The organism is Streptosporangium sp. NPDC023963, from assembly GCF_040639135.1.
GTDB lineage: Bacteria > Actinomycetota > Actinomycetes > Streptosporangiales > Streptosporangiaceae > Streptosporangium.
Genome location: NZ_JBEZZK010000011.1, coordinates 110379 through 131558, shown reverse-complemented (window position 1 = coordinate 131558; position 21180 = coordinate 110379). Strand labels below are relative to the sequence as shown.

The window sequence follows — 21180 nt, the reverse complement described above, 5'->3', positions numbered from 1 at the left end:
CGACTCTAGATCAAATCCGTACTCTGGACGGCATGGGCACAACGGATTTGAGCATCGGGCAGGTCTCCGAGCGCACGGGGTTGAGCGTTCACGCGCTGCGCTTCTACGAGCGCGAGGGCATCCTGGCCAATCCCGTACGGCGTGACCTGGGCGGACGCCGCGTCTACGGCGAGGACGACGTGGAGTGGCTGGCCCTCTGCATCATCCTCCGCGCCTCCGGCATGCCGCTGCCCGCGATCCGCCGGTACACGGAGATGGTGAGGCAGGGCGACGGCAACGAGGAGGAGCGGCTCGCCCTCATGCGCCTGCACCGGGAGCGGGTGACCGCCCAGATCGGCGAGCTCACCCGCTGCCTGGACCTGATCAACCACAAGGTCGGGGTGTACGAGGACATCCTCGACCGGGGAGCCGCCGGCCACGAGTGCGTCGCACCGCCGTCACCGGAGAACAGGCCGGAACACGCGGGACGGTAACTGCGACTTCGGCACCGACCAGGTCGACGAACGCGTCCGCATGCTCTGCCGCCCGCGTCACCTACACCGCCCGAACGCCGCTCCCCGGCGGGCTGACGATCCACCAGGCCGCCGGAGAGCCTGAAGGTGGAGACCTTCACCCTCAGGGCGTGGCTGAGGAAAGCCGGCATCCAGATCAGCCCGGCCGCGGCCGCGCCGGTGACGACAGGGCCGCCGGGATCACCGGGTGGGGTCGGGTGAGCGTCATCCGATGAGCGTGTTGAACGAGCTGACCCGGCAGGGCCGTATCGAGGCGGTCACCTGGGAGGTGGAATCGACCGGCCCGTCACACGCGCCGGCCTTCACCGCCACCGCTGCCACCCGCCTGCTCGCCACGAACACGCCCGTGCGCGACCAGGGGAGCAGGGCCAGTATGGCGGCCGCCCTCCCTTCAGCGATTTGGAGCCTTGGGCAGGAAGGGGCCGTCGGCTCCCTTCAGCTTCGTGGTCACCGTGGCGGCCGCAGGGGCTTTGATGGAGACATCGCGCCCCCAGCCCGTGTAGCGGATCTCCGCACGCTTCTTTTTGTCAAAGGAGCTGTAGGTGGTCAGCCGGTGGGGCAGGCCTGAGGCGCTCACGACCAGCTTCCAGCGCACGACCGCCTTGTCGTTGACGCCCCACCATATGGTGGTGCGCGCCCAGGGCGAGAGCTTGATGAGCTCCTTGAGAGTGATCTCTCCAGCGTAGGTGTTGCCGCTGCGCTTGGATTTGACGAGCATCATCTTCAGGGTGCCCGGGTCGGCGGCGTTGATGAGCTCACCCAGCATGGCCGAGCGGCCGGAGGTCCATCCGGGTGACTGCTTCCACCAGACCTTGCCCTTCGGCATGAGGGTTTCGACGATGAACCCCCGGACGTAGGAGGTCCTGCCGATCCTGATGGTCTGCTCGGGATCCTCCATGAAGGAAAGGTCCGCTTTGTCATCGGTATCAAAGGAGTCTTTGGGAGGTTCGTCCTCAACGTTGAGCCTCGCCGTGATGTCGGAGGCAACGATCCCGCCCTTGCCGTACTGCAGCAGGCCCTTGCGTTCGAAGAACGATTTGTTACCGGCTCGCACGGCGGATCGTTCGGTGTAAGAGACGCCCCGGCCCTGTGCGAGTTGCTTGGCCAGCGCCTTGACCGGATCCGCGGGGGCGGCCTGGGCGGGGGTGGCGGTCATGACGGTAGCGAGCAACGTGGTGAATGCCACCGCAAGCGTTTTCTTCATGTGACGAGATCTTGGTCTACGCCGATCACGCCCGTGTTTCGATTCCACACGGTGATCAGCCAGAGTCCGGTCGCCGGTTGGCCTTTGGCGAGGATCCCGGAGGGTGAGTGACAACGAAACAGCCAGTGGCGTTAAGGAGCCCGGCAGGCGCCCCTTATCGTGACCGGTCATTTTGATACGGGTGGTCATGGGAGGGCCGGCACCACGGTTCGGCAGTAGATATCGGCTGGCCCGTTCCGTGATGAACCTGGACAATCGCCTATCGTGATGGGAATCTCTGGTTTCGAGCCGACCTTTCTTGTCGGGCTTGAAGCCGTCCGTGAGGAACACGGGGCAGGTCTGGCCGCGCTTGGTGGTCGACGTCTGACGGGGTTCGCGATCGTGCGTTTCCTCGAGGACGGCGACTGGTTCGCTGACTGCCCCGTGGTCTTGAACTTCGACGGCGTCCAAGCGGAGATCTGCCACTGGAAGTTCGATGAGCTGTCGATCGGCTGGAACACCATCGACACGATGACCGGTATCAGTGGCTGGGAACGGGTCGAGCCGACTCCGGCGTGGGCGGCCTCGTGGGCAGTCCAGCGGTCGAGGGCTTGGGCCAGCAGCCGTAGCGCCGGAACGTGGGCGATGGCGTGCGGGCCGAGGTCACCGAGGCGGCGGGAGACATGGGCATCCTCGCCGAGGCGGGGGCCAAGGATCCGCAGGGCGGGTTCGGGGTCGCCGCTCACCCGAAAATGCGCCCAGGCGATCTCGATGAGCGTCCGCCGCTCACCCGTGCCGAGCAGCCGTTCCAGTTCGGGGGCGGCTTGCGCTGCTTGGGGGCCGATCTCGCCCAGTACCTCAGCGACCCAACCCCACTCATCGCGCTCAAGGAGCGCGATCAACTCCGGGACGACGGACGCGACCTCGGCGGTCTGCGTGGCGGCCCACCGCGCGAGGGTCTTCAGCACAGACCGCCGTAGGTCATCGGCGCGGTCCGGGCACAGGTGCGGGGAGATCGCAGGGGTCAGGGAGTGCGCCCAGGGCGCGCACGGCGTCAGCAGCTCCGCGAGCGAGGGCACATTTGGCCAGAAGCTGAGCTTCCCGGTGCGCTGTTCGTAGAGCGTGAAGCCTGTCTTTCGCCGGGTGAGCAGGTCCAGGAGGCCGGGGACGGCGCGGTCGTCGCCGGACCAGGCCAGGCCCCATAGCGCGATGTCCGCCGAGGGCCCGTCCAGGTGGGCGGCCATTTCCGGTCGCGTGGTCGGGGTCACGCGAGGCGAGGTTGCTGTGCGGCAGTGCGACGGGCTCGGCGGTGAGCCCCGCGATGATCGGGGCGGTGGGGATCGGGCGGCCGGGGAGCGCCTTGGCCAACGCGAGCGTCGCATACATCGCGTGGTGGGCATCAGCGCCCTCCCCCTGGTCGCGGAGGAAGACGAGGACCTCGGGCAGGACGGCGGCCGAGAGGCGCTTCGCGAGACTGCCGAGGGCGAGCAGCATGTCGGTCCGAACCGAGACGTCGGGGTCGGGCCACCCGGCGACGAGCGCCCGGGCGACCTCGCCGGGGTCCTCGGTGTCTTTGCTGAGAGCCCAGATGGCCCCTGCCCGAACGGCCGGGTCCTGATCACCGAGCAGGGCGAGCAGGCCGGGGCGCGCCCGCACCCACGCCCCGGGCCAGTCGGCGGCCACGAAGCGGGCATCGGCCACCGCGGCCGTCCCCGCCAGACGCGCGAGGACCTGCAGAACCTCCGGACGACACGGGACGCGCGGCGACCCGGCGCCTCCACGAGGAACGGCAGGATCGCCGGGGCGGCCGTGCAGACGAAGCCTCCCTGGTGATGGAGCTCGTTGAGGAGCTCACCAGCTGCCTCGAATGCCTCGTCGCCGACGAGAAGGGAGCGCAGGAGAGCGGGCACGTCGCAGTGACCCCAGTAGGCGTAGGTGAGCTCACCCCACGCGATGTCGTCAACGCCCTCAAAGATCACATAACGACGATATCGCCTGGCTGGATCGGAAAAACGGTATGCCCCGGCTACCAGTACGATCTGCGGCCCGTTTCTCCCGTGTTCCGGTCAGCGCGGTCGGACAGTGGGAACTAGGCGTTGTTCCCGGTTCGTTCCACCACCATGAAAAGGCGTGGACGCCCGAGAAGCGGTGAATCAGTGAACCCTTTTCATCCTGATGCCGCAGTTCGCCAAACGGCCGGAGCGGGAAACGGAACACCGCCGAGTTTGCTGTTGAACAGCCTCGCCCAGTCCGCCCCCAACTCGGGCGCGCTCACGACGCCCGGCGCGTGAGCCTGAAGCCCCATTCCGCGTGTTGCCAGCACCGGCACCGCGTAAGGCTCCGTAGCCGCCCTGGACTACGGATGTCGCGGGCCGGCACACCTCCGCTCGCAACCAACGCGGGTTTCCGTCGGGCCTGTATGCCAGGATTCCCGTGATCTGCCCCTGAACAGAGCGGGATTGCCGTGAGCGTCTACAGCTGGCTCGATGACGATGCGTTCTGCGCGACACATGTCAGAGGCCTCACCCCGCATGAGGCACTGGCCCGCCTCGGTATCGAGGTGTTCGAGGGTGACGACGAGTGTCCGTTCCGCGTGAAGGTTGCGAAGCCTCGTCGTCGTGAGCTGCGGTTTGCGAGGTAGGTCCGGACGAAGGTAGCCGATCTTGTTCGGACTTACTTTGCGTTTTCGGTTGATCTTGTCGGCAGTGACCGCCCTCGTGAGGAGCCCGGAGATCACGAGAGGCTGGATCACGGTGTTCTGGGATGGGCGGACTAATCCGTCGCGCTGGCGAGCCGGGCTGCCAGCGTCTTGACGTGCTCGACGAGCTCCGGGGGTTCGTGCACCTGGAAGTCGAACCCTTTGGTTGTCACGTAGATGGCCAGCTCGTCCAGCGAGTTGGACCCGGCCCGCAGGGTGCAGCTGTGCTCGTCGATCGGCTCCAGCGCTCCGGTGGTGGGGGCGATCCGCTCCGCCGCGGTCTCGGCGCTGACGTGCAGGGTGAACCGGGCCTGGTAGCGGTAGGCCGAGGTGGAGATCGCTCGCGAGGTGTAGCCGCTGATATCGGGGTCTGGCGGGGTTCGCGGGGTGAACCGGGGGCCGGTGGGCGTGCGCGGGTCGAGGCGGTCCACGCGGTAGGTGCGCCAGTCCTGGCGGTCGACGTCCCAGCCGATGAGGTACCAGCGCCGGCCCGTGTGCACCAGCCGGTGCGGCTCGGTCGTGCGGATGGCGCCGGTTCCGTCGTGGGTGCGGTAGTCGAAGCGCAGGCGCAGCGAGTCGCGGCAGGCGGCGGCGATGGCGGTGAGGGTGCTCGGGTCGACGGTGGGGCCGGTGTTGGCCATTGGCACCGTCACCGACTGCAGGGCGTTGATCCGGTGGCGCAGCCGGGACGGCAGTACCTGTTCGAGTTTGGCCAGGGCCCGCACCGAGGTCTCCTCGATGCCGGTGATCGAACCGCCGGCGGCCGTGCGCAGGCCCATCGCGACCGCGACGGCCTCGTCGTCGTCGAGCAGCAGCGGTGGCAGGTCCGCGCCCGCCCCCATCCGGTAGCCGGCGGTGCCTGCGGTGGCCAGCACGGGGTAGCCGAGGCCGCGCAACCGGTCGATGTCGCGGCGCACGGTGCGTGGAGTGATTTCCAGTCGCTCGGCCAGTTCGGCGCCGGACCAGTCGCGTCGGGTCTGCAGGAGCGAGAGCAGTCGCAGCAGCCGTGCCGAGGTTTCCCACATGGTTTGAAGTCTGCCATTGACCTAGGACCGGACTTGACCTAACCGGTTCCTAGAGTCATCGGCATGGAGAACAACAACGAGATCCGGTCCTTCACCGTCGACATTTCCCAGGCTGACCTGGACGACCTGCGGGACCGGCTCGTCAGGACCCGGTGGGCCGCGGACCTGCCCGATGTCGGCTGGAGCCGCGGGGTGCCGGTGAGCTACCTCAAGGGGCTGGCCGAGTACTGGCGCGATGTCTACGACTGGCGCGTCTACGAGCGGGAGCTGAACAAGTACCCGCAGTTCACCACCGAGATCGACGGGCAGAACATCCACTTCCTGCACGTGCGCTCGCCCGAGCCGGACGCGCTGCCGCTGATCCTGACCCACGGCTGGCCCGGCTCGATCGTGGAGTTTCTGAACGTCATCGGCCCGCTGACCGACCCCAAGGCGCATGGCGGCAACCCGGCGGACGCGTTCCACCTGGTGATCCCGTCGATCCCCGGCAGCGGGTTCTCCGGGCCGACCGGTGAGGCCGGCTGGGACACCAACCGGGTGACCAGGGCGTTCGCTGAGCTGATGAACCGGCTCGGCTACGACCGCTACGGCGCGCAGGGCGGCGACACCGGCGCGGTCATCTCCCCGGGGCTCGGCCGGCTCAACCCCGACAAGGTCGTCGGCGTACACGCGAACGGGCTCTCGGCGTTCACCGAGGTTAACCCGGACGAGGTGGGGGAGCTGACCGAGGCCGAGCGGGCACGGCTGGAGCACCTGCAGTACCTGAAGACCGAGCAGTCCGGTTACGCGATGATCCAGATCACCCGGCCGCAGACCCTGGCGCACGGGTTGCACGACTCCCCGGTCGGGCAGTTGGCCTGGATCGTGGAGAAGTTCAAGGAGTGGACCGATCCGGCCGCCGAACTGCCCGAGGACGCGGTGGACCGGGATCTGCTGCTCACCAACGTGATGCTGTATTGGCTGACCGGCACCGCCGGATCCTCGGCCAACAGCTACTACGAGACCGCGCATGCCGGAGCCTGGGGCGCGAGTGAGCGTTCCACGGTGCCGACCGGGATCGCGGTGTTCCCCATGGACGTGTCGATCCGGCGCACTGTCGAGCTCGAACACACCGTCGTGCACTGGTCCGAATTCGGCCGCGGTGGCCATTTCGCCGCCATGGAGGCCCCCGACCTGCTCGTCGGTGACGTCCGGGAGTTCTTCAGCAAGCTGCGCTGAAACCACCGCGGCGCCGACCTCGGTCAAGTCGGCGCCGCGGTGGTGTTCGGTGCTCGGGCTCAGCGAACGGCCGGAACTCGCAAGGTAAGTGCGGAACTCGCAAGGTTCACACGGACGAGACAACCGGCGATGTGCCGCGACGCCAGGGTGAAAAAAGGCTCGATCCAAGCAAGATCACGATTGGGTGCCTGATCGAGTTCGCCGGCGAGCGGATGCCGGGCGACGGCGGTGTGGCCGTTAGCGGTGCCCGGCCGGCCGGCGATCAACCGGCCGAAGAACTTCCGGGCCGTGGCCACCCGCCACGACGAACGCGCCTCCATCCGCCTCGGGACCGTCACGACCGCCACCCCGGCGATCCGGCGCCGCACCTGATCCGGGAACCAGGACCTCACGACACCGGCCCGGCGGCCACCGGCGTCCCGCGGGGCTCGGGCGCGTCCGGAGCGGAACGCCATAAGGGTCACCGATAAGAGCTTTAAATGTTAGGAAACTTTCCTAAAGATATTGACGGATCGCTGTCGAGGTCGGTTGGATGGGCGGTCATCAAGGCCCCCGGCCGAGACCTCTCGCCACCCCCTTGGCCTGTCAGGCCAGCGAGGAGCTCCACATGCTCAGACGCATCCGAACGACGGCAGCCGCGATCCTGGGTGCCACGGCTCTCACCGTCACCACTCTCTCCGCCCCCGCCGCAGGTGCCGCGCCGCTGCCGAACCTCCCGGCCGCGCAGGTGAAGGCCGCGCAGGTGAAGGCCGCGCCGGTGACCTTCACGCACCCAGGAGTCCTGGTCAGCAGGCCGCAACTCGACTTCATCCGAGCGAAGGTCAACGCCGGCGCCCATCCGTGGAAGGGCGCCTTCGACCAGATGATGGGGCATTCGCTGGCGTCGCTGTCGCGGACTCCCAAGCCGCGCGCGATCGTGGAGTGCGGCTCCTACTCCAACCCCAACAACGGCTGCACCGACGAGCGCCAGGACGCGCTCGCCGCGTACACCATGGCGCTGGCCTGGTACGTCACCCAGGACAGCAGGTACGCCCAGAAGGCCATTCAGATCATGGACGCCTGGTCCGCGGTGATCAGGGACCACACCAACAGCAACGCCCCGCTGCAGACCGGATGGGCCGGGTCCTCGTGGCCCAGGGCCGCCGAGATCATCCGCTACACCTACACCGGCTGGTCCGCAGCCTCCGTCAGCCGCTTCTCCACCATGCTGCGCACCGTCTACCTGCCGAAGATCATCAATGGTTCCAACAGCAACGGCAACTGGGAACTGAGCATGATGGAGGCCGCGCTCGGCATCTCCGTCTTCCTCGAGGACCGGGCGAGCTACGACAAGGCCGTGGCCAAGTTCCGCGGGCGGGTGCCGGCGTTCATCTACATCTCGTCCGACGGCGCGCTCCCCAAGGCGCCTCCGGGGAGCGGCATCGACACCCGCGCCGAGATCATCAACTACTGGCAGGGCCAGTCCACCTTCATGGACGGCCTCACCCAGGAGACCTGCCGCGACTTCACCCACACCGGGTACGGGCTGTCGGCCATCTCGCACTTCGCCGAGACCACCCGGATCCAGGGGCAGGACCTCTACCCGGAGATCAGCGAGCGGCTGCGCCACGCGCTGGGCATGCAGGCGAAGTACCAGCTCGGCGCCGCCGTGCCGTCCTCGCTGTGCGGGGGCAGCCTCCACCTCGGGCTGGGCCCGATCACCGAGGTCGGCTTCAACGCCCTGAACACCCGGATGGGCATCGCGATGACGAACACGCAGCGTCTCACCGAGCAGCAGCGCCCGGCCGGGACGAACGTCCTCTTCGTCGCCTGGGAGACCCTGACCCACGCCGCCAACCCCAGCTGACACCGACTCCCCGAGGGGCCGGCCCGGTGGACCGGGCCGGCCCCTCCAGCGTGGGGGGAGCTCGCGCCGGGCGTACGTCCCCGGGTCCCCGGCCCTCCGGGAGCGTCCTCCCGAGCCGTCCGGCGGACCGGGCCGGGGAACCCGTGCGGTCCGGTCAGTCCGTACGCCGCACGCGGATGCCGTGGGCGTCGGCCCGCTGGACACCGCCGGCGTCCACGTTGGAGATCCGGATCAGGCCCTCGACCGTGCCCTTCTTGCCGTTGCCGGTCAGCTTGAGGATCAGCATCCCCGGGTCGCTCCCGTGGGAGGAGTGCGGGTCGCCGGAGAGCGGGTTCGGGCCCCGCGTCGAGGCGAAGGCCCACTTGTGGTCGGGAGAGACCGCGAAGAGGTCGACCGTCGGGTCCGCGCTGAACGGGGAGACGAGGTCGACGGTGTCGACGTGGGCGCCGCTCGCCCCGTCGAAGATCTCGGCGACGTTGGCGTCACGGTCACCGGCCCACACGTAACGTTCCCCGGCGGACGCGAGGACGCCGTGGGCGTCGCGCTCGGGCGAGTCGTCGTTGAAGAGCAGCTGGACCGCCGGGGTGTTGGGCGGGTTCGCGGGCGAGTAGCCGCCCATCGGCAGCCTGAAGACGCTGAACTGGTCGAGGTTGCTGTGCGTGCCACCGCCCCCGTTGCCGAAGACGGTGCCGTTCGCCTCGATGAACCCGCACCCGTTCGCCGGGATCCTGGTCGTGTCGTACTCCGCCACGATCGACATCGGCGTCGTGTGCCAGTCGACCACGAGCATCCCGCCGCCCCGCAGGCTGACGAAGACCGGGCCGTTGTCCGAGGCGATGAACGGGCAGATCGGCGCGTTGTCCGGCCGGAGCGCGGGCGACTGGCAGGGCGCGCCGTTCGGGGTGGCGCAACCGGCCAGGTCGATCGTCGCGGCCGGCTGCTGGACGAAGGTGTTCGAGGCGTAGTCGGTGCTGACGCGCTCCAGTTTCTTGCCGTTCTGGTTGGCGATGATCAGGTACCTGTCGTCCTCGGTGGGCCAGAGGGCGTGAGCCTGCCGCACGCCTCCCGCTCCGGCCTCGGTGAGGAGGCAGGTGAGCGGCTGCCGGGTGCGGGCGTCGAAGACGACCACGTGGCCGCTGGCGACGAAGGCGAGCGCGGCGTGGGTCTCGGCCTTGTTGAAAACGATCATGTGCGGGCGTACGGGCACGCTGCCGGTCCTCGCCAGGCAGAGGGACGAGGTCGCACCGCCCAGGTCCATGACGTGGACGGGCCGCGCCGACGACAGCTGTTTGGTGACGTCCCGTCCGGAGTACACGCTGACGGTGCCGCCGTGGGCGAGCCCGTCGGTGTTGGACTGGTCGACCAGCCACACCTCGTACGAGTCCTCGGCCGCCACGTGAAACGGCGTCCCCGCCCCCAGAACGAACAGCGCCAGCACCGCGACGACCACGGCCCGCCACTTCCCCATGAGCCCTCCAGAACCGCTCCGGCCGGAGCATCTCCCCGCGTCCCCGTGGAGCCGGCTGTTTTCTACCTTTTAGCCCCACATCCTGATAAGTCCAGCAATTGTGCGATTTGAGAGGAAAACAAGTCAAGACTCCCCCGCCCCGAGGAGCGAGCGGCTTTTCGGGAAGCGGTTAAACCTCCATTGGAGAAAAAATAAAATATAAAACCATTTCGATATACAAAGCCCCGAGAGGTCCCGGCGATGGTAGCCACCGGCGGCACGGCGTGGTGCGGCAGGGCGGCGCCGATCGGTGACACGGCGCGGCGCGACACGCGAGGCGAAGATCATGAATCCTCTCGGTCGAAAGCCCAGGAAAGCCCGGGAACGTACGGGAACATCCGGGACCGTCCGCGACCGTCCGGGAACGGTCCCGGACGTTCCCGGACGCCGTGATCGCTATATTTGGCGCCATGAACGCGCTGGTCCGACGCCCGCTGGGCCAGACCGCCCTGTCCGTGACACCGCTCGGCCTGGGGCTGGCGGCCCTCGGCCGTCCCGCCTACATCACGCTCGGCCGTGCCGAGGACCTCGGCGACGACCGGGACGTCGCCGCGATGCGGTCGCGCACCTGGGCCGTGCTCGACGCGGCGTGGGCGGCGGGTGTCCGCTACCTCGACACGGCGCGCTCGTACGGGCGGGCGGAGGAGTTCCTCGCCGGGTGGCTGCGCGAGCGCGGGATCGCCCCGGGGGCCGTCACGGTCGGCTCGAAGTGGGGATACGCCTACGTCGGTGACTGGCGGCTGGACGCCGAGCGGCACGAGGTGAAGGAGCTCACCGCCGACCGGTTCCGCGTCCAGCTGGAACAGACACGCGCGCTGCTCGGCGAGCATCTGTCGCTCTACCAGATCCACTCGGCGACGGCCGAGAGCGGCGTGCTCGACGACGAGGACGTGCTCGACGGGCTGCGCGCGTTGCGGGCCGAGGGGGTCGCGATCGGGCTGTCGACGAGCGGGCCGCGCCAGGCGGACACCATCGGGCGGGCGATCGAGGCCGGACTGTTCGACACGGTGCAGTCGACGTGGAACCTGCTGGAGCGCTCGGCAGGTGAGGCGCTCGGGCGAGCGCACGAGGCGGGGATGGGCGTGATCGTCAAGGAGGGGGTGGCGAACGGCCGGTTGACCGTTCGCGCGGCCCCCGCCGCGCTCGTGGCCGCCGCGCGCGAGCGGGACACCACGCCGGACGCGCTCGCCCTCGCGGCCGTACTGGCCAGGCCGTGGGCGGGAGTGGTGCTGAGCGGGGCGGTCTCGGCCGGGCAGCTGCGCGACAACCTCGCCGCGGCCGGGACCGGTTGGGACGCGGAGCTCGACGAGCGGCTCGCCGGGCTGGCGGAAGACCCCGAAGCCTACTGGGCGAAGCGCGGCACGCTGCCCTGGAGCTGACCGCGCCAGGCCGGGGGCCGCACCGAACACCGTCCTGGAACCGGCCGCGCCGTGCCCGGGACCGCACAGCCCGGGACCGCACAGCCCGGGACCGCACAGCCCGGGACCGCACAGCCCGGGACCACACAGCCCGGGACCACACAGCCCGGGACCTCACCAGGCCCGGATCGCACCAGGCCGGGACCTCACCAGGCCGGAATCGCGCCGAGCCCGGGACCACTGCCCGGAATCCCCCTTCTCAGGGAGGTGCGCGCAGCGGGGTGCGGCCGAGATTGCCGATCAGCTCGGGAAGGGAGTCGAAGACGTGGTCGGCCCCGGCCTCGTGAAGCTCCTCGGGTGAGAAGCCTCCGGTGCGGACCCCGATACCGGGGATACCCGCCCTGCGGGCGGCGAGGAAGTCCCAGGTGGAGTCTCCCACCGCGACGCCCGACGCGCCCTCGACCTTGGCGAGTGCCACCTGGAGCAGGTCGGGCGCGGGCTTGGTCGCCCCGACGTCCTCCGACGTGGTCCACGCCCGGCAGCGTGACCAGCCGTCGATGAGGTCGAGGAAGTGCTCGACGTGCTGCGGTTTGCCCGACGAGGCCAGTACGACGGTGAACCCGCGCCCGCCGAGCTCGTCCAGGAGTTCCGTGGCCCCCTCCACAGGCCGGATGTCGTCGAGGAACACGTCGAACTCCTCCACCCACGCGTCGCGCAGCGCGTCGCCGTGCCGCCGCTCGACGTCGTCACCGGCGAGGGCGGCCACCAGCTGATCCCCGCCCATGCCGATGTGGCGGTGAATCCGCCATACCGGCAGCCACACGTCGTAGCGCCCGAACGCCCGGAACCAGGCGAGCGCGTGCTGGTAGTTGGTGTCGACCAGGGTGCCGTCGATGTCGAGGATGGCGGTGTCTGCCATGTGGGGGATGTGCCCTCACCCGTACGGCGCCATTCGGAGCGGTGTTCCCGGGATTGGGGAAAGAACCTGCCTGCCGCGCTTTGCGAAGAAAGTGGCGCGGGCGTCTTCCGCGGCCCGGACGGCATCACCCTCACCGCCGCGACCATCCACCCCGGCGGCTCACCCTCTTAATCACTGAAACCGGAAAGGCCATAAAACAACGAGATAGCGGATTCTCCATCCGGCACCGGTGTCCGGCCCTCGGCGGGTCTTTCCGTACCGCACGGGACGGTCCTGAAGAGTGCTCGGGGACTCGAAGCGTGCTCGGGGATCGGGACGGGGCTCGGCGGGGCGGACCCGCCTCCGCCTCCGGTCGCGTACGCCACCCCGATGCTAGGATTCCCGGTTATGACGTACTCGTTCTTCTTCAACCTGCGTTAAGCCCCCGTCGGCGAAGCGAGGCACATCCCCGTCGTCGACGACGCGGGGCGGCGTGGCGCCGTCCCGGGCTGACGTGGGAGAAGAACGATCACTATGCGCATTCGCGCGAGTTTTCTCACCGCACCGCGTCCCAGCGCCCTCGCCGTCTCGTGACGGCGGCGCGCCTGGTGGCGCGGTGCGTTCACGGGCTGGAGTCAACGGTCGCGGCCGAGATCCTCCAGCTCGGACTCGGAACGGTCACCCATCTGGGACATCGCGAGGTCCGCTTCCTCGCGTCCCGGCCGGGACCGGGAGTGCTCGGGCTGAGCACGGCGGACGACGTGTTCCTGCTCGCCGCGCAGCGGCCCGACATCGGCACGGCCAAGCGTGAGCTCACCGTGCTCGCCCAGCTCGCCGGCGCCGCCGACATCGGCACGCTGATGCGGCTGCGGGAGGAGTGGGGAGGTTCCCGCGCGGTCACCGGGGTCGAGGTGTCGGCGTCGTTCCTGGGCCGGCGCACCTTCAACCGGTACGACGCCGAGGACGCCGTCGGTCAGGTCCTGGCGCGGCGGCTGGGGATCGGCTACCACTCGCGGCGGGCGGGCCTCGCTCCCCCGCCCGCGCACAGCGGGTGGCGGCTCACCCTCGACGGCACGCGGGCCACCCTCATGCTGAGGATCACCGACCGGCCGCTGCACCGACGGGCCTACAAGCAGCGCTCCATCCCGGGGACGCTGCATCCTCCGCTGGCCGCCGCGATGGCGCGGATGGCCGACATCCATCCCGGACACACGGTCCTCGACCCCTGCTGCGGCGCCGGAACCCTGCTGATCGAGGCCGGGCTCCACCAGCCGCGGGCCCGCTTCCGCGGCTTCGACCTGGCTTCGGAGTCGTTGCGGGCGGCGAAGGAGAACGCGGCGGGGCTGCCGATCTCCATCGACCAGGCCGATGCCGGTCACCTGCCGCTGCCGGGCGGCGGCATCGACCGCGTCCTGTGCAACCCCCCCTGGAACGGTCAGGTCGCCGCGCGGGGCCGGCTCTCCGGTTCCTCCTCGCACTGGTGGGCGGAGCTGCGCCGGGTCCTGGCGCCCGGCGGCATGGCCGTGGTCCTGCTTCCCGACGCCGGTGACATCGCGGCCGGGATCCGGCGACGGTTCGTCCCGTTGCGCGTCCAGCGTGTCCGGATCTCCGGCGCGCAGCCCTTCCTCGTCCAGTTCGCGGCGCCCGGCGGGGGGAGGGGGTCGTAACGCCGTGGACTCCGTCCGGCGAAAAGCGCCGGACGGAGTCCTACCGGGTCCTGAGCTGGTCGAGGGTGTGGCCGGTGGCCCGCTTGAACAGGTACTCGGCCCGTTCGTAGGAGAGCCTGCGGCGGCCGGTCTCCGGGCACAGGTCGGCCGGTGCCGGGGGCCGGCCGGGACCGGGCCTGCGATCGGACAGGAAAAGAGGGCCCCGGCGACGGCCCGCGACGAGCCGCGGAAGGAGTTCGGCGGTACCGGAGCGCCAGTGGACCCAGCCGGATCCGGTGGCCACCTTCCCGCGCCTCCCGGCCAGGTCGAGATCCTCGACGTTGAGCGAGAGCACCGGGCCCGCTCCGGCCGCGCTCTCGTGGAGCAGCAGCCACAGGGCGCGCTCGCGCGGGGCGATGTCCGGGCGCTCCCAGAGCGCCTCGACCCGCGGCCAGTCCATGGGGCGGGTGCGCCCCCGGGGCTCGGGCCTGCGCCCGAGCCCCGCGGCCAGGTCGCGGGGCACTCCACCGCCCGGACCGCCGTCCGCCGGACCCCGGTCGCCGGCCGGCGGACTCTGGCCGGCGGCCCAGGCGCAGAAGGAGCGGACGGCCCCGCGGTGGCGGTTCCACGTGGCGGGGGCCGCGTCTCCCCACGCGGCGCCGAAGATCTCCGCGACCCGTGCGGCGCTCACGTCCGGCAGAGGGATGTCGTCGCCGAGGTCGCGGCGCAGCCGGTTCATGGTCTGGCGGTAGGAGCGGACGGTCGAGGCGTCCAGGTCGTCACGGGCGAGGAAGGCGGTCGCGGCCTCGGCCAGGGTGAGGACCGTCCTCGGCGTGGCCCTTCCCGGGACGGCCCCTTCCGGAGTGGCCGCCCCCGGCGCGGCCGTACCGGATCCGGCCGTCCCCGGCCCGGTCGTTACCGATCCGGCCGCCCCCGGTACGGCCTCTTTCCGCGCGGCCATGTCGGCGCAGGCCGCGGCGCGTCCCGCGAGGACGGCGCGTTCCGGCCCGTTGAGGGTGAGGGCGGCGGCCCGTTCGAACTCCCGCCGGGCCTCCTCGTGGCGGCCGAGCCTGGCCAGCAGATCACCGCGCACGCTGGGCAGGCGGTGGTAGCCCTTGAACACCGGCTCGCCGACCAGCGTGTCGACGAGCGCCAGACCCACTTCCGGGCCGCCGGCCATGGCCAGCGCCACCGCGCGGTTGAGCTGCACGACGGGAGTGGGCAGCACCCGGGCGAGCGCCTCGTAGAGGGCGTTGATCTGCGTCCAGTCGGTCTCCTCCGCCGTACGGGCCCGCGCGTGGCACGCGGCGATGGCGGCCTGCAGCACGTACGGGCCGAACGGCGCGGCGCACTGCCTGGCGCGCAGCAGGGCCGCGAACCCCCGGCGGATGAGCAGCTGGTCCCAGCGACCGCGGTTCTGCTCGTGCAGCGCGACGGGCTCCCCCGACGGCCCCGTCCTGGCGGCCGCCCGGGACGCCTGGAGCTCCATCAGCGCGACCAGGCCGTGCACCTCGGCCTCGCCGGGCGCGAGTCCGGCCAGCAGGCGGCCCAGGCGCAGCGCCTCCTGGCAGAGGTCCTGGCGCATCCAGTCGTCGCCGGCACTCGCCGCGTACCCCTCGTTGAACACCAGGTAGACGACCCCGAGGACCGACGACAGGCGCGCCGCCCGGTCCGGGCCCTCCGGGACCTCGAAGGGGAGCCGGAGGGTGGCGATGGTGCGCTTGGCCCGGACGACGCGCTGCGCGACGGTCGGCTCGGGGACGAGGAACGCGCGCGCGATCTCCTCGGTGCGCAGGCCGCCGAGCAGCCGCAGCGTCAGGGCCACCCGGGACTCGGCGGGCAGCGCCGGGTGGCACGAGACGAACATCAGGCGCAGGACGTCGTCGCCCACCTCGTCGTCGAGGGCCGCGTCGATGCCGGCCTCGGCGGCTCCCGCGGTCCCGGCGGTGTCCTGCCGGACGGCGAGGTCGTGGGCGAGCTGCTCGTGCCTGAGGCCGAGCCGCTCCTCGCGGCGCAGGTGGTCGATGGCGCGGCGCTTGGCGACGGCCATGAGCCAGGCGCCCGGGTTGTCCGGGACGCCTGCCCCCGGCCACTGTTCGAGGGCGGCCAGGAGCGCGTCCTGCGCGAGCTCCTCGGCCAGCCCCACATCGCCCACCGTCCGGACGAGCCCGGCGACGATCCTCGCCGACTCCATCTTCCAGACCGCGTCGACCGCGCGGTGGGCGTCCCCCGACATCACGTGCTCGATCAGAACACCCTCCGGACCGGGTACGCAAGCGTACGGTCAGCTCTCCGGGCCGAAGACCTGCTGGATGTCCCCCTCTCCGTCGCCGACGATCCTCCAGAAGCGCCGGGCCAGCTCGACGGCCTCCTCCTTCGAGCGCGCCTCGATGAGCGCGAAGCTGACGATCGCCTCCTTCGCCTCGGTGAACGGCCCGTCGGTGACGGTGATCTCGCCGCCGGAGGACGAGATGTGGGTGCCGGCCGGGTCCAGGCCGCCGGTCGCCAGCAGCACCCCCGCCTTGGTCATCTCCTCGACGAAGGCGGCCATCTCGGCGTACATCGCCTCGCTCGGGGGTGCCATGTCGTCGCCGCCCTTGGTCGTCATCAGGAACCGCATCGTCATATCTCCTTCGGGTGTCCGGGTGACCGATCCTCGCCGGTCGTCGGCTACGCGTCGAACGGGCCTGCCGGAAATCGACACGCACCGCCCGACCTGGGCGGCGGCGCGATGTGACAGGGAATGCGATGTGGCAGGGAATGCGCACTCGATCCACACAGTCGCAGCTCAGGGGCGTGATGGAAGGAGGCGTCGATTCCCGCCTCGCCCGTTCGACGCGTCAGCGAGGCCGGGCGAACCGGCGGACCGAGAACGGCGACGGCCACCGTCGCACCGAGAGGAAACGACATGACCGCCATCCAGCCCGGCAACGCCACCGTCCCCGTCGACGGCCCCGCCGCCACCCCCGCCGCCCCCGCGACGCGCGTCCTGCTCGCCTGCTCCGTCGCCGCCGCGCCCCTCTTCGCGGTCGTGTCGCTGGCGCAGGCCTTCACCCGCGAGGGTTTCGACCTGACGCGCCACCCCCTGAGCATGCTCGCCACCGGGGGCCTCGGCTGGATCCAGATCGCCAACTTCCTGCTCAGCGGCGCCCTGACGGTCGCCGGGGCGGCCGGCCTGCGCCGCGTCATGCGCGGCACGCCCGGCGGTACGTGGGCGCCCCGGCTGATCCTGGTCAACGGCCTCATGACGGCCGCCGCCGGTGTCTTCGTGATGGACCCGGGCGACGGGTTCCCCGCGGGCACCCCCCTGGGCCAGACGGGCACGTTGAGCTGGCACGCGTTCATGCACCTGGTCGCCGGGTCCATCGCGTTCACCGCCCTCATCGCCGCCTGCTTCGTCCTGGGCCGCCACTTCTCCCGCGCCGGTCGTCCCGGTTTCGCCGCGGCCTCGCGGTTCAGCGGCCTGGTCTTCGCCCTCGGCGACGGCTGGGCGATGTCGGGCGGGCGGGCCGGTTCCCTGACCCTGGCCGTCGGCGCGATCACCGCGATGGTGTGGATCGCCGTGGTGGCGGCGGACATGCGGGCCGTGCTCCGCTAGGCCGCACTTCACCAGACCGCCTCAGCGAGCCGCGGCTCCCTCGCGACGCGAGGGAGCCGCGTCCGGAAGACCGCGCATCACGCGGACCGCCAGGGCCGCCACGAACGCGAACAGCACCGCCGACGCGAGCAGCAGCCGCACGCTGAGGCCCTCCGGATCGGGCCACGCGGTGAGCACCAGGGCCGCCACGGCGGTCGCGACGCATGCCGCGACCCAGCCCCACCGCCCGAGCGCGGCGAACCGGCGCGCGAACACCAGGCATCCCACCGTCATCCCGCCGACCGCCAGCATGGGCCCGAGGCCGTGCAGGGCACCGTGCCAGCTGATCTCGGGTGCCCCGGCCGGCGCGCCCGGCGGGTACCCGGCGCCCGCGTCGGTGACGAAGATCCCGCCCACGATCAGCCCGGCGCCGAGAAGACCGACCAGCAACGGGCCCCAGGTGCCGCCGCGGCCGGGACGCAGCGCCCGCCACATGCCGACGGCGCAGGCCGTGTACAGCACGCCGGTCACGGTGAAGTTGGCGATCTGGATCCACCCGAGATCCCCGAGACTCAGCAGGCTGATCGGGTGGCGGCTCAGGTCGTACCCCTCGCGGGTGAACGCCTGGATCAGCACCACCGCGACGAACAGCGGGCCCGCGACGACGCCGCACATCAGCAGCTTGTGTTTCACGGCTCTGTCTCCTCTCCGGGCACCCCTGCGGTGCCACTCGGCGGAGACGTCGGAGCCACCGACCCCGTTCCGGACATCCACCCGCCGCCACATCGCGGGAAGCGGACATCCGCCGTACGCGCCCAGCCGGGTCCGAGGAGGGCGGCGGCGACTCCCGCGATCCGGTTTGCCACTTTCCTGAAGGTTGTGAAGGATGCACGGATGATCTCCCCCGGCCCGCCGCGGCGCCGTTCGCCGTCGTTCCTGCCCGGTGGCCTGAGCCAGCAGCTCGGCATGTGCGTCCAGGCCGGCATGATCGCCTTCTCCGTCATGAGCCTGCTGGACATCGGTTACGGCGAGATCGGCCTGCTGCAGGTGGCCGCGCTCCTGATGCCGCTACTGCTGGCCCTCCCCCTCGGCGTGCTGGTCGACCGGGTACGGCGCAGGTCGGTCCTGGTGGTGGCGGGCCTGCTGAGCGCGGGATCGCTCGCCTCCCTCGCGGTCGTCTCCTGGCTGGGGGTGGCCGGGATCCCGCACTTCGCGGCGGCCATCGTGGTACTGGCGATCGTGTGGACCGCGGGAGAGATCGCCAGGAACGCCTACGTCCCGTCCGTCGTCGGCCGTGACCGGCTGGTCCCGGTCAACGCCGCGCTGTTCTGCGTGGCGTCGATCGGCTCCCTCGCCGTTCCGCCGATGCTCGGCGACCATGCCGGCGCCGTCGTGCCGGCCGTCTTGGCGGTCATGGCCGTGGCGTCCGCCGCCTCGGTGCCGCTGTTTCGCCGCCTCGACGTGCCTGAGGAGTCACCGGGGCCCCGGTCGGGCTGGTGGCGCGAGGCCACCGCGGGGGTGCGCTTCACCCTGACCCAGCCGGTGCTCCGGGCGATGACCGTGTACCTGGTGGGGTCGGCGCTGCTGGAACCGCTGGTCGACGAGATGGGCCGGCGTCCGCCGCGCGGGGAGGACGTCCACGAGAACCTCGTCGCGGTCCTGTCCCTTGTGATCAAAGCCGCGCCGGCGGCCGGAGCCCTGGTGGCGGTGCTGCTGCACCGGCGCGTCGGTGCTCTCCGGCTGGCCTGGCTGGCGGTTGCGGTGACCCAGCCGTTCGTGCTCCTGCTCGCCCTGACCGGCACGGCGGGAGGTCCGCTCTGGTATCTGCTCGGCGAGTTCGTTCCCTGGGCCGGGTGGACGGTCACCGCGCTGGCACTGCTCAGCCACCGGCAGGTGATCACACCCGGCCGGCTGCTGGGCCGTACGGGCGCCACGCTGATCCTGTTCACCGGTTTGGCGGCGATCGCCGGAACGTTCGTGCAGGTGCTCGTCCTCCACCTGATCCGTGCCATCCCCTTCCTCGGCGAGGCCTTCCCCACCGAGGCCGGGCCCCTGGCCGGGGCGCCGGTTCTCGTACTCTGCGTCCTCGGCGCCCTCGCCGCGGCGATCCCGCTGCGGAGGGTCGCCCGGACCGCCGGGCCCGCGCCTGCGGTGAGCGCGACGCCGGCGACGTCCCCGCGCGAGGACTGACGACGAGCCCCGTGTTCTCGCCCGGAGAATCGGCGTCCCGCGGGAACGGGACGGCGGGACGGGCTCGCGGCTCGGCCGGTGAACGGGACGGCGGCCATGACCGTCACCGGTGACCTCACCGTCATGGCCGCCGGCACGGCACGCGCTCGGCGATAAGGGCTCCCGGCCCGTAAAGCGCGCATTCGTTCCAGCGAAATCTCGCCCTGCGAGAATAATTTCCGGATGCCTGCGACGTCGTATGTTCCGTTCCAATATCCCGCCGCCTTCACCGCGAGAAGAACGGGTCGCGAAGCGGGCTCGCGCAGAGCGTTCCCCGAAGGAGGGCGGACGCCGGGAAGAGGCGGGCGCGGAGAGCGGAACGCGGAGATGAGAGGCGAGCGTGTCCGTGCCACGGCGACAGGACCCCCTCCTGGATCGCCGCCTTTCCCGCGCCCCGGAGAGTATCGGGACCCGCCGCTCCTCACCATGTGAAATGGCAGCCGCACAGGGGTTTCGCGATGACCGTGGATGCGCAGTTGATTTGCTCCGAACATCACGTTTGTGATCAACTACCTCCCATCCCATTCGATGCGAATAACCTCATGAACGGATCCCACCCCCATGAGTACCTCTCGCGAATCTGACTGGCAGCCGGTGGAACTCGACACCGACCGGCCGCATTCGGCGCGCATCTGGAACTACTGGCTGGGTGGGAAGGACAACTACCCCGCCGACCGCGAGGCCGGGGACATGGTCGAGGGGCTCATCCCCGGCATCGTCGACTCGGCCCGCGCCGACCGGGCGTTCCTCGGCCGCTGCATCAAGCACCTCGTCGCCGACGCCGGGATCCGCCAGTTCCTCGACATCGGCACGGGCCTGCCCACCGCCGACAACACGCACGAGGTGACGCAGCGGATCGCCCCGGAGTCCCGGGTCGTCTACGTCGACAACGACCCGCTGGTTTTGACCCACGCCCGCGCCCTGCTCGTCAGCAGCCCCGAGGGCGCCACCACCTACATCGACGCCGACCTGCGCGACCCCCACCACATCCTGCGGGTGGCGGCGGAGACCCTCGACTTCACCAGGCCCGTCGCGCTGATGCTGCTGGGGATCCTGCACCACATCACCGACGACGACGAGGCCAGGAAGGTCGTGCGGGAGCTGGTCGACGCCGTCGCGCCGGGCAGCTACCTGGTGATCGCGCACGCCACCGCCGAGGTGCACGGCGACGCCATGCACGAGGCGATGCGGCAGTTCATGGAGCGGGGCGGCACCCCGATCGTGGCCCGCGACCGTGTCCACCTCGCCTCGTTCTTCGACGGCCTGGAACTCCTGGAGCCCGGCGTGGTCTCCTGCTCGAGGTGGCGCCCGGAACACTCCCCGTGGGGCGAGCCCGCGGAGGTGTCCCAGTTCTGCGGCGTCGCCCGCAAACCCTGACGTCGCCTCTCCCGAGGGCCGCCCTCCGCTCCCCCGCCGAAGGCTCCGCCGGGCCCGGCGGATGGTCCCGGGCCCGGCGGATAATCCCGGGGACCGGGGACCGGGA

Annotated in this window: 17 protein-coding genes and 1 pseudogene; 10 read left to right on the top strand and 8 right to left on the bottom strand. The window is 70.7% G+C overall.

From position 1 onward, the window contains the following. Positions 1 to 32: 32 nt before the first annotated feature. Positions 33 to 473: a MerR family transcriptional regulator gene (locus tag AB0F88_RS29005; RefSeq protein WP_362690822.1), complete on the top strand. Its 441-nt coding sequence runs from the start codon at positions 33 to 35 to the stop codon at positions 471 to 473. 430 nt (positions 474 to 903) lie between these two features. On the opposite strand, the gene AB0F88_RS29000 is transcribed toward AB0F88_RS29005, so the two are convergent. Beyond that, entirely contained in the window at positions 904 to 1716 is an 813-nt protein-coding gene (locus AB0F88_RS29000; RefSeq protein ID WP_362690819.1) for a hypothetical protein, read from the bottom strand. Positions 1717 to 1901: 185 nt separating this feature from the next. Further along, the gene (locus AB0F88_RS28995) at positions 1902 to 2963 is read right to left on the bottom strand and encodes a hypothetical protein (RefSeq protein WP_362690816.1); all 1062 of its coding nucleotides are present in this window, start codon (positions 2961 to 2963) and stop codon (positions 1902 to 1904) included. Positions 2964 to 3084: 121 nt separating this feature from the next. Here AB0F88_RS28995 and AB0F88_RS28990 point away from each other — a divergent pair, with 121 nt between their 5' ends. Continuing rightward, the gene (locus AB0F88_RS28990; protein WP_362690813.1) at positions 3085 to 3528 is read left to right on the top strand and encodes a hypothetical protein; all 444 of its coding nucleotides are present in this window, start codon (positions 3085 to 3087) and stop codon (positions 3526 to 3528) included. A gap of 939 nt (positions 3529 to 4467) precedes the next feature. Here AB0F88_RS28990 and AB0F88_RS28985 read toward each other — a convergent pair. Beyond that, a complete protein-coding gene (locus tag AB0F88_RS28985; RefSeq protein ID WP_362690810.1) occupies positions 4468 to 5418 on the bottom strand; it encodes a YafY family protein in 951 nt (316 codons plus the stop codon). Positions 5419 to 5481: 63 nt separating this feature from the next. Here AB0F88_RS28985 and AB0F88_RS28980 point away from each other — a divergent pair, with 63 nt between their 5' ends. From AB0F88_RS28980 to AB0F88_RS28970, 3 genes and pseudogenes are all read left to right on the top strand, one after another. Then, a complete protein-coding gene (locus tag AB0F88_RS28980; protein WP_362690807.1) occupies positions 5482 to 6636 on the top strand; it encodes an epoxide hydrolase family protein in 1155 nt (384 codons plus the stop codon). Positions 6637 to 6820: 184 nt separating this feature from the next. Continuing rightward, positions 6821 to 7008, top strand: a pseudogene (locus AB0F88_RS28975) (hypothetical protein); the annotation flags it as partial. A gap of 235 nt (positions 7009 to 7243) precedes the next feature. Then, positions 7244 to 8482: an alginate lyase family protein gene (locus AB0F88_RS28970; protein WP_362690804.1), complete on the top strand. Its 1239-nt coding sequence runs from the start codon at positions 7244 to 7246 to the stop codon at positions 8480 to 8482. A 154-nt stretch (positions 8483 to 8636) separates the two neighbouring features. On the opposite strand, the gene AB0F88_RS28965 is transcribed toward AB0F88_RS28970, so the two are convergent. After that, positions 8637 to 9950 carry a hypothetical protein gene (locus tag AB0F88_RS28965; RefSeq protein ID WP_362690801.1) on the bottom strand — a complete coding sequence of 438 codons (1314 nt, stop codon included), beginning with the start codon at positions 9948 to 9950 and terminating at the stop codon, positions 8637 to 8639. A 449-nt stretch (positions 9951 to 10399) separates the two neighbouring features. Here AB0F88_RS28965 and AB0F88_RS28960 point away from each other — a divergent pair, with 449 nt between their 5' ends. Continuing rightward, positions 10400 to 11368 carry an aldo/keto reductase gene (locus tag AB0F88_RS28960; RefSeq protein WP_362690798.1) on the top strand — a complete coding sequence of 323 codons (969 nt, stop codon included), beginning with the start codon at positions 10400 to 10402 and terminating at the stop codon, positions 11366 to 11368. A gap of 238 nt (positions 11369 to 11606) precedes the next feature. Here the strand turns inward: AB0F88_RS28960 and AB0F88_RS28955 are convergent, their stop codons facing one another. Next, the gene (locus AB0F88_RS28955) at positions 11607 to 12266 is read right to left on the bottom strand and encodes an HAD family hydrolase (RefSeq protein ID WP_362690795.1); all 660 of its coding nucleotides are present in this window, start codon (positions 12264 to 12266) and stop codon (positions 11607 to 11609) included. Between the two features lie 569 nt (positions 12267 to 12835). On the opposite strand from AB0F88_RS28955, the gene AB0F88_RS28950 reads away from it, so the two are divergent. Further along, positions 12836 to 13912, top strand: a complete 1077-nt coding sequence (locus AB0F88_RS28950; RefSeq protein WP_362690792.1) for a methyltransferase domain-containing protein — start codon at positions 12836 to 12838, stop codon at positions 13910 to 13912. 40 nt (positions 13913 to 13952) lie between these two features. On the opposite strand, the gene AB0F88_RS28945 is transcribed toward AB0F88_RS28950, so the two are convergent. Beyond that, positions 13953 to 16127, bottom strand: a complete 2175-nt coding sequence (locus tag AB0F88_RS28945; protein WP_362691202.1) for a sigma-70 family RNA polymerase sigma factor — start codon at positions 16125 to 16127, stop codon at positions 13953 to 13955. A gap of 48 nt (positions 16128 to 16175) precedes the next feature. Continuing rightward, entirely contained in the window at positions 16176 to 16517 is a 342-nt protein-coding gene (locus AB0F88_RS28940; RefSeq protein WP_362690789.1) for a YciI family protein, read from the bottom strand. Positions 16518 to 16799: 282 nt separating this feature from the next. On the opposite strand from AB0F88_RS28940, the gene AB0F88_RS28935 reads away from it, so the two are divergent. Continuing rightward, positions 16800 to 17489, top strand: coding sequence for a DUF998 domain-containing protein (locus tag AB0F88_RS28935; RefSeq protein ID WP_362690786.1), 690 nt, complete (start codon positions 16800 to 16802; stop codon positions 17487 to 17489). 21 nt (positions 17490 to 17510) lie between these two features. Here AB0F88_RS28935 and AB0F88_RS28930 read toward each other — a convergent pair whose 3' ends face one another. After that, positions 17511 to 18161: a DUF998 domain-containing protein gene (locus tag AB0F88_RS28930; RefSeq protein WP_362690783.1), complete on the bottom strand. Its 651-nt coding sequence runs from the start codon at positions 18159 to 18161 to the stop codon at positions 17511 to 17513. A 201-nt stretch (positions 18162 to 18362) separates the two neighbouring features. Here AB0F88_RS28930 and AB0F88_RS28925 point away from each other — a divergent pair, with 201 nt between their 5' ends. Continuing rightward, entirely contained in the window at positions 18363 to 19658 is a 1296-nt protein-coding gene (locus AB0F88_RS28925) for an MFS transporter (RefSeq protein WP_362690780.1), read from the top strand. 600 nt (positions 19659 to 20258) lie between these two features. Next, positions 20259 to 21074, top strand: a complete 816-nt coding sequence (locus tag AB0F88_RS28920; protein ID WP_362690777.1) for an SAM-dependent methyltransferase — start codon at positions 20259 to 20261, stop codon at positions 21072 to 21074. Positions 21075 to 21180 lie beyond the last annotated feature (106 nt).

Bases quoted from the DNA above. Each gene is read 5' to 3' on its own strand.
- AB0F88_RS28945 (WP_362691202.1), bottom strand. From the start codon at position 16,127: ATGTCGGGGGACGCCCACCGCGCGGTCGACGCGGTCTGGAAGATGGAG.
- AB0F88_RS29005 (WP_362690822.1), top strand. From the start codon at position 33: ATGGGCACAACGGATTTGAGCATCGGGCAGGTCTCCGAGCGCACGGGG.
- AB0F88_RS28940 (WP_362690789.1), bottom strand. From the start codon at position 16,517: ATGACGATGCGGTTCCTGATGACGACCAAGGGCGGCGACGACATGGCA.
- AB0F88_RS28925 (WP_362690780.1), top strand. From the start codon at position 18,363: ATGATCTCCCCCGGCCCGCCGCGGCGCCGTTCGCCGTCGTTCCTGCCC.
- AB0F88_RS28965 (WP_362690801.1), bottom strand. From the start codon at position 9,950: ATGGGGAAGTGGCGGGCCGTGGTCGTCGCGGTGCTGGCGCTGTTCGTT.
- AB0F88_RS28920 (WP_362690777.1), top strand. From the start codon at position 20,259: ATGAGTACCTCTCGCGAATCTGACTGGCAGCCGGTGGAACTCGACACC.
- AB0F88_RS28985 (WP_362690810.1), bottom strand. From the start codon at position 5,418: ATGTGGGAAACCTCGGCACGGCTGCTGCGACTGCTCTCGCTCCTGCAG.
- AB0F88_RS29000 (WP_362690819.1), bottom strand. From the start codon at position 1,716: ATGAAGAAAACGCTTGCGGTGGCATTCACCACGTTGCTCGCTACCGTC.
- AB0F88_RS28955 (WP_362690795.1), bottom strand. From the start codon at position 12,266: ATGGCAGACACCGCCATCCTCGACATCGACGGCACCCTGGTCGACACC.
- AB0F88_RS28935 (WP_362690786.1), top strand. From the start codon at position 16,800: ATGACCGCCATCCAGCCCGGCAACGCCACCGTCCCCGTCGACGGCCCC.
- AB0F88_RS28970 (WP_362690804.1), top strand. From the start codon at position 7,244: ATGCTCAGACGCATCCGAACGACGGCAGCCGCGATCCTGGGTGCCACG.
- AB0F88_RS28980 (WP_362690807.1), top strand. From the start codon at position 5,482: ATGGAGAACAACAACGAGATCCGGTCCTTCACCGTCGACATTTCCCAG.
- AB0F88_RS28960 (WP_362690798.1), top strand. From the start codon at position 10,400: ATGAACGCGCTGGTCCGACGCCCGCTGGGCCAGACCGCCCTGTCCGTG.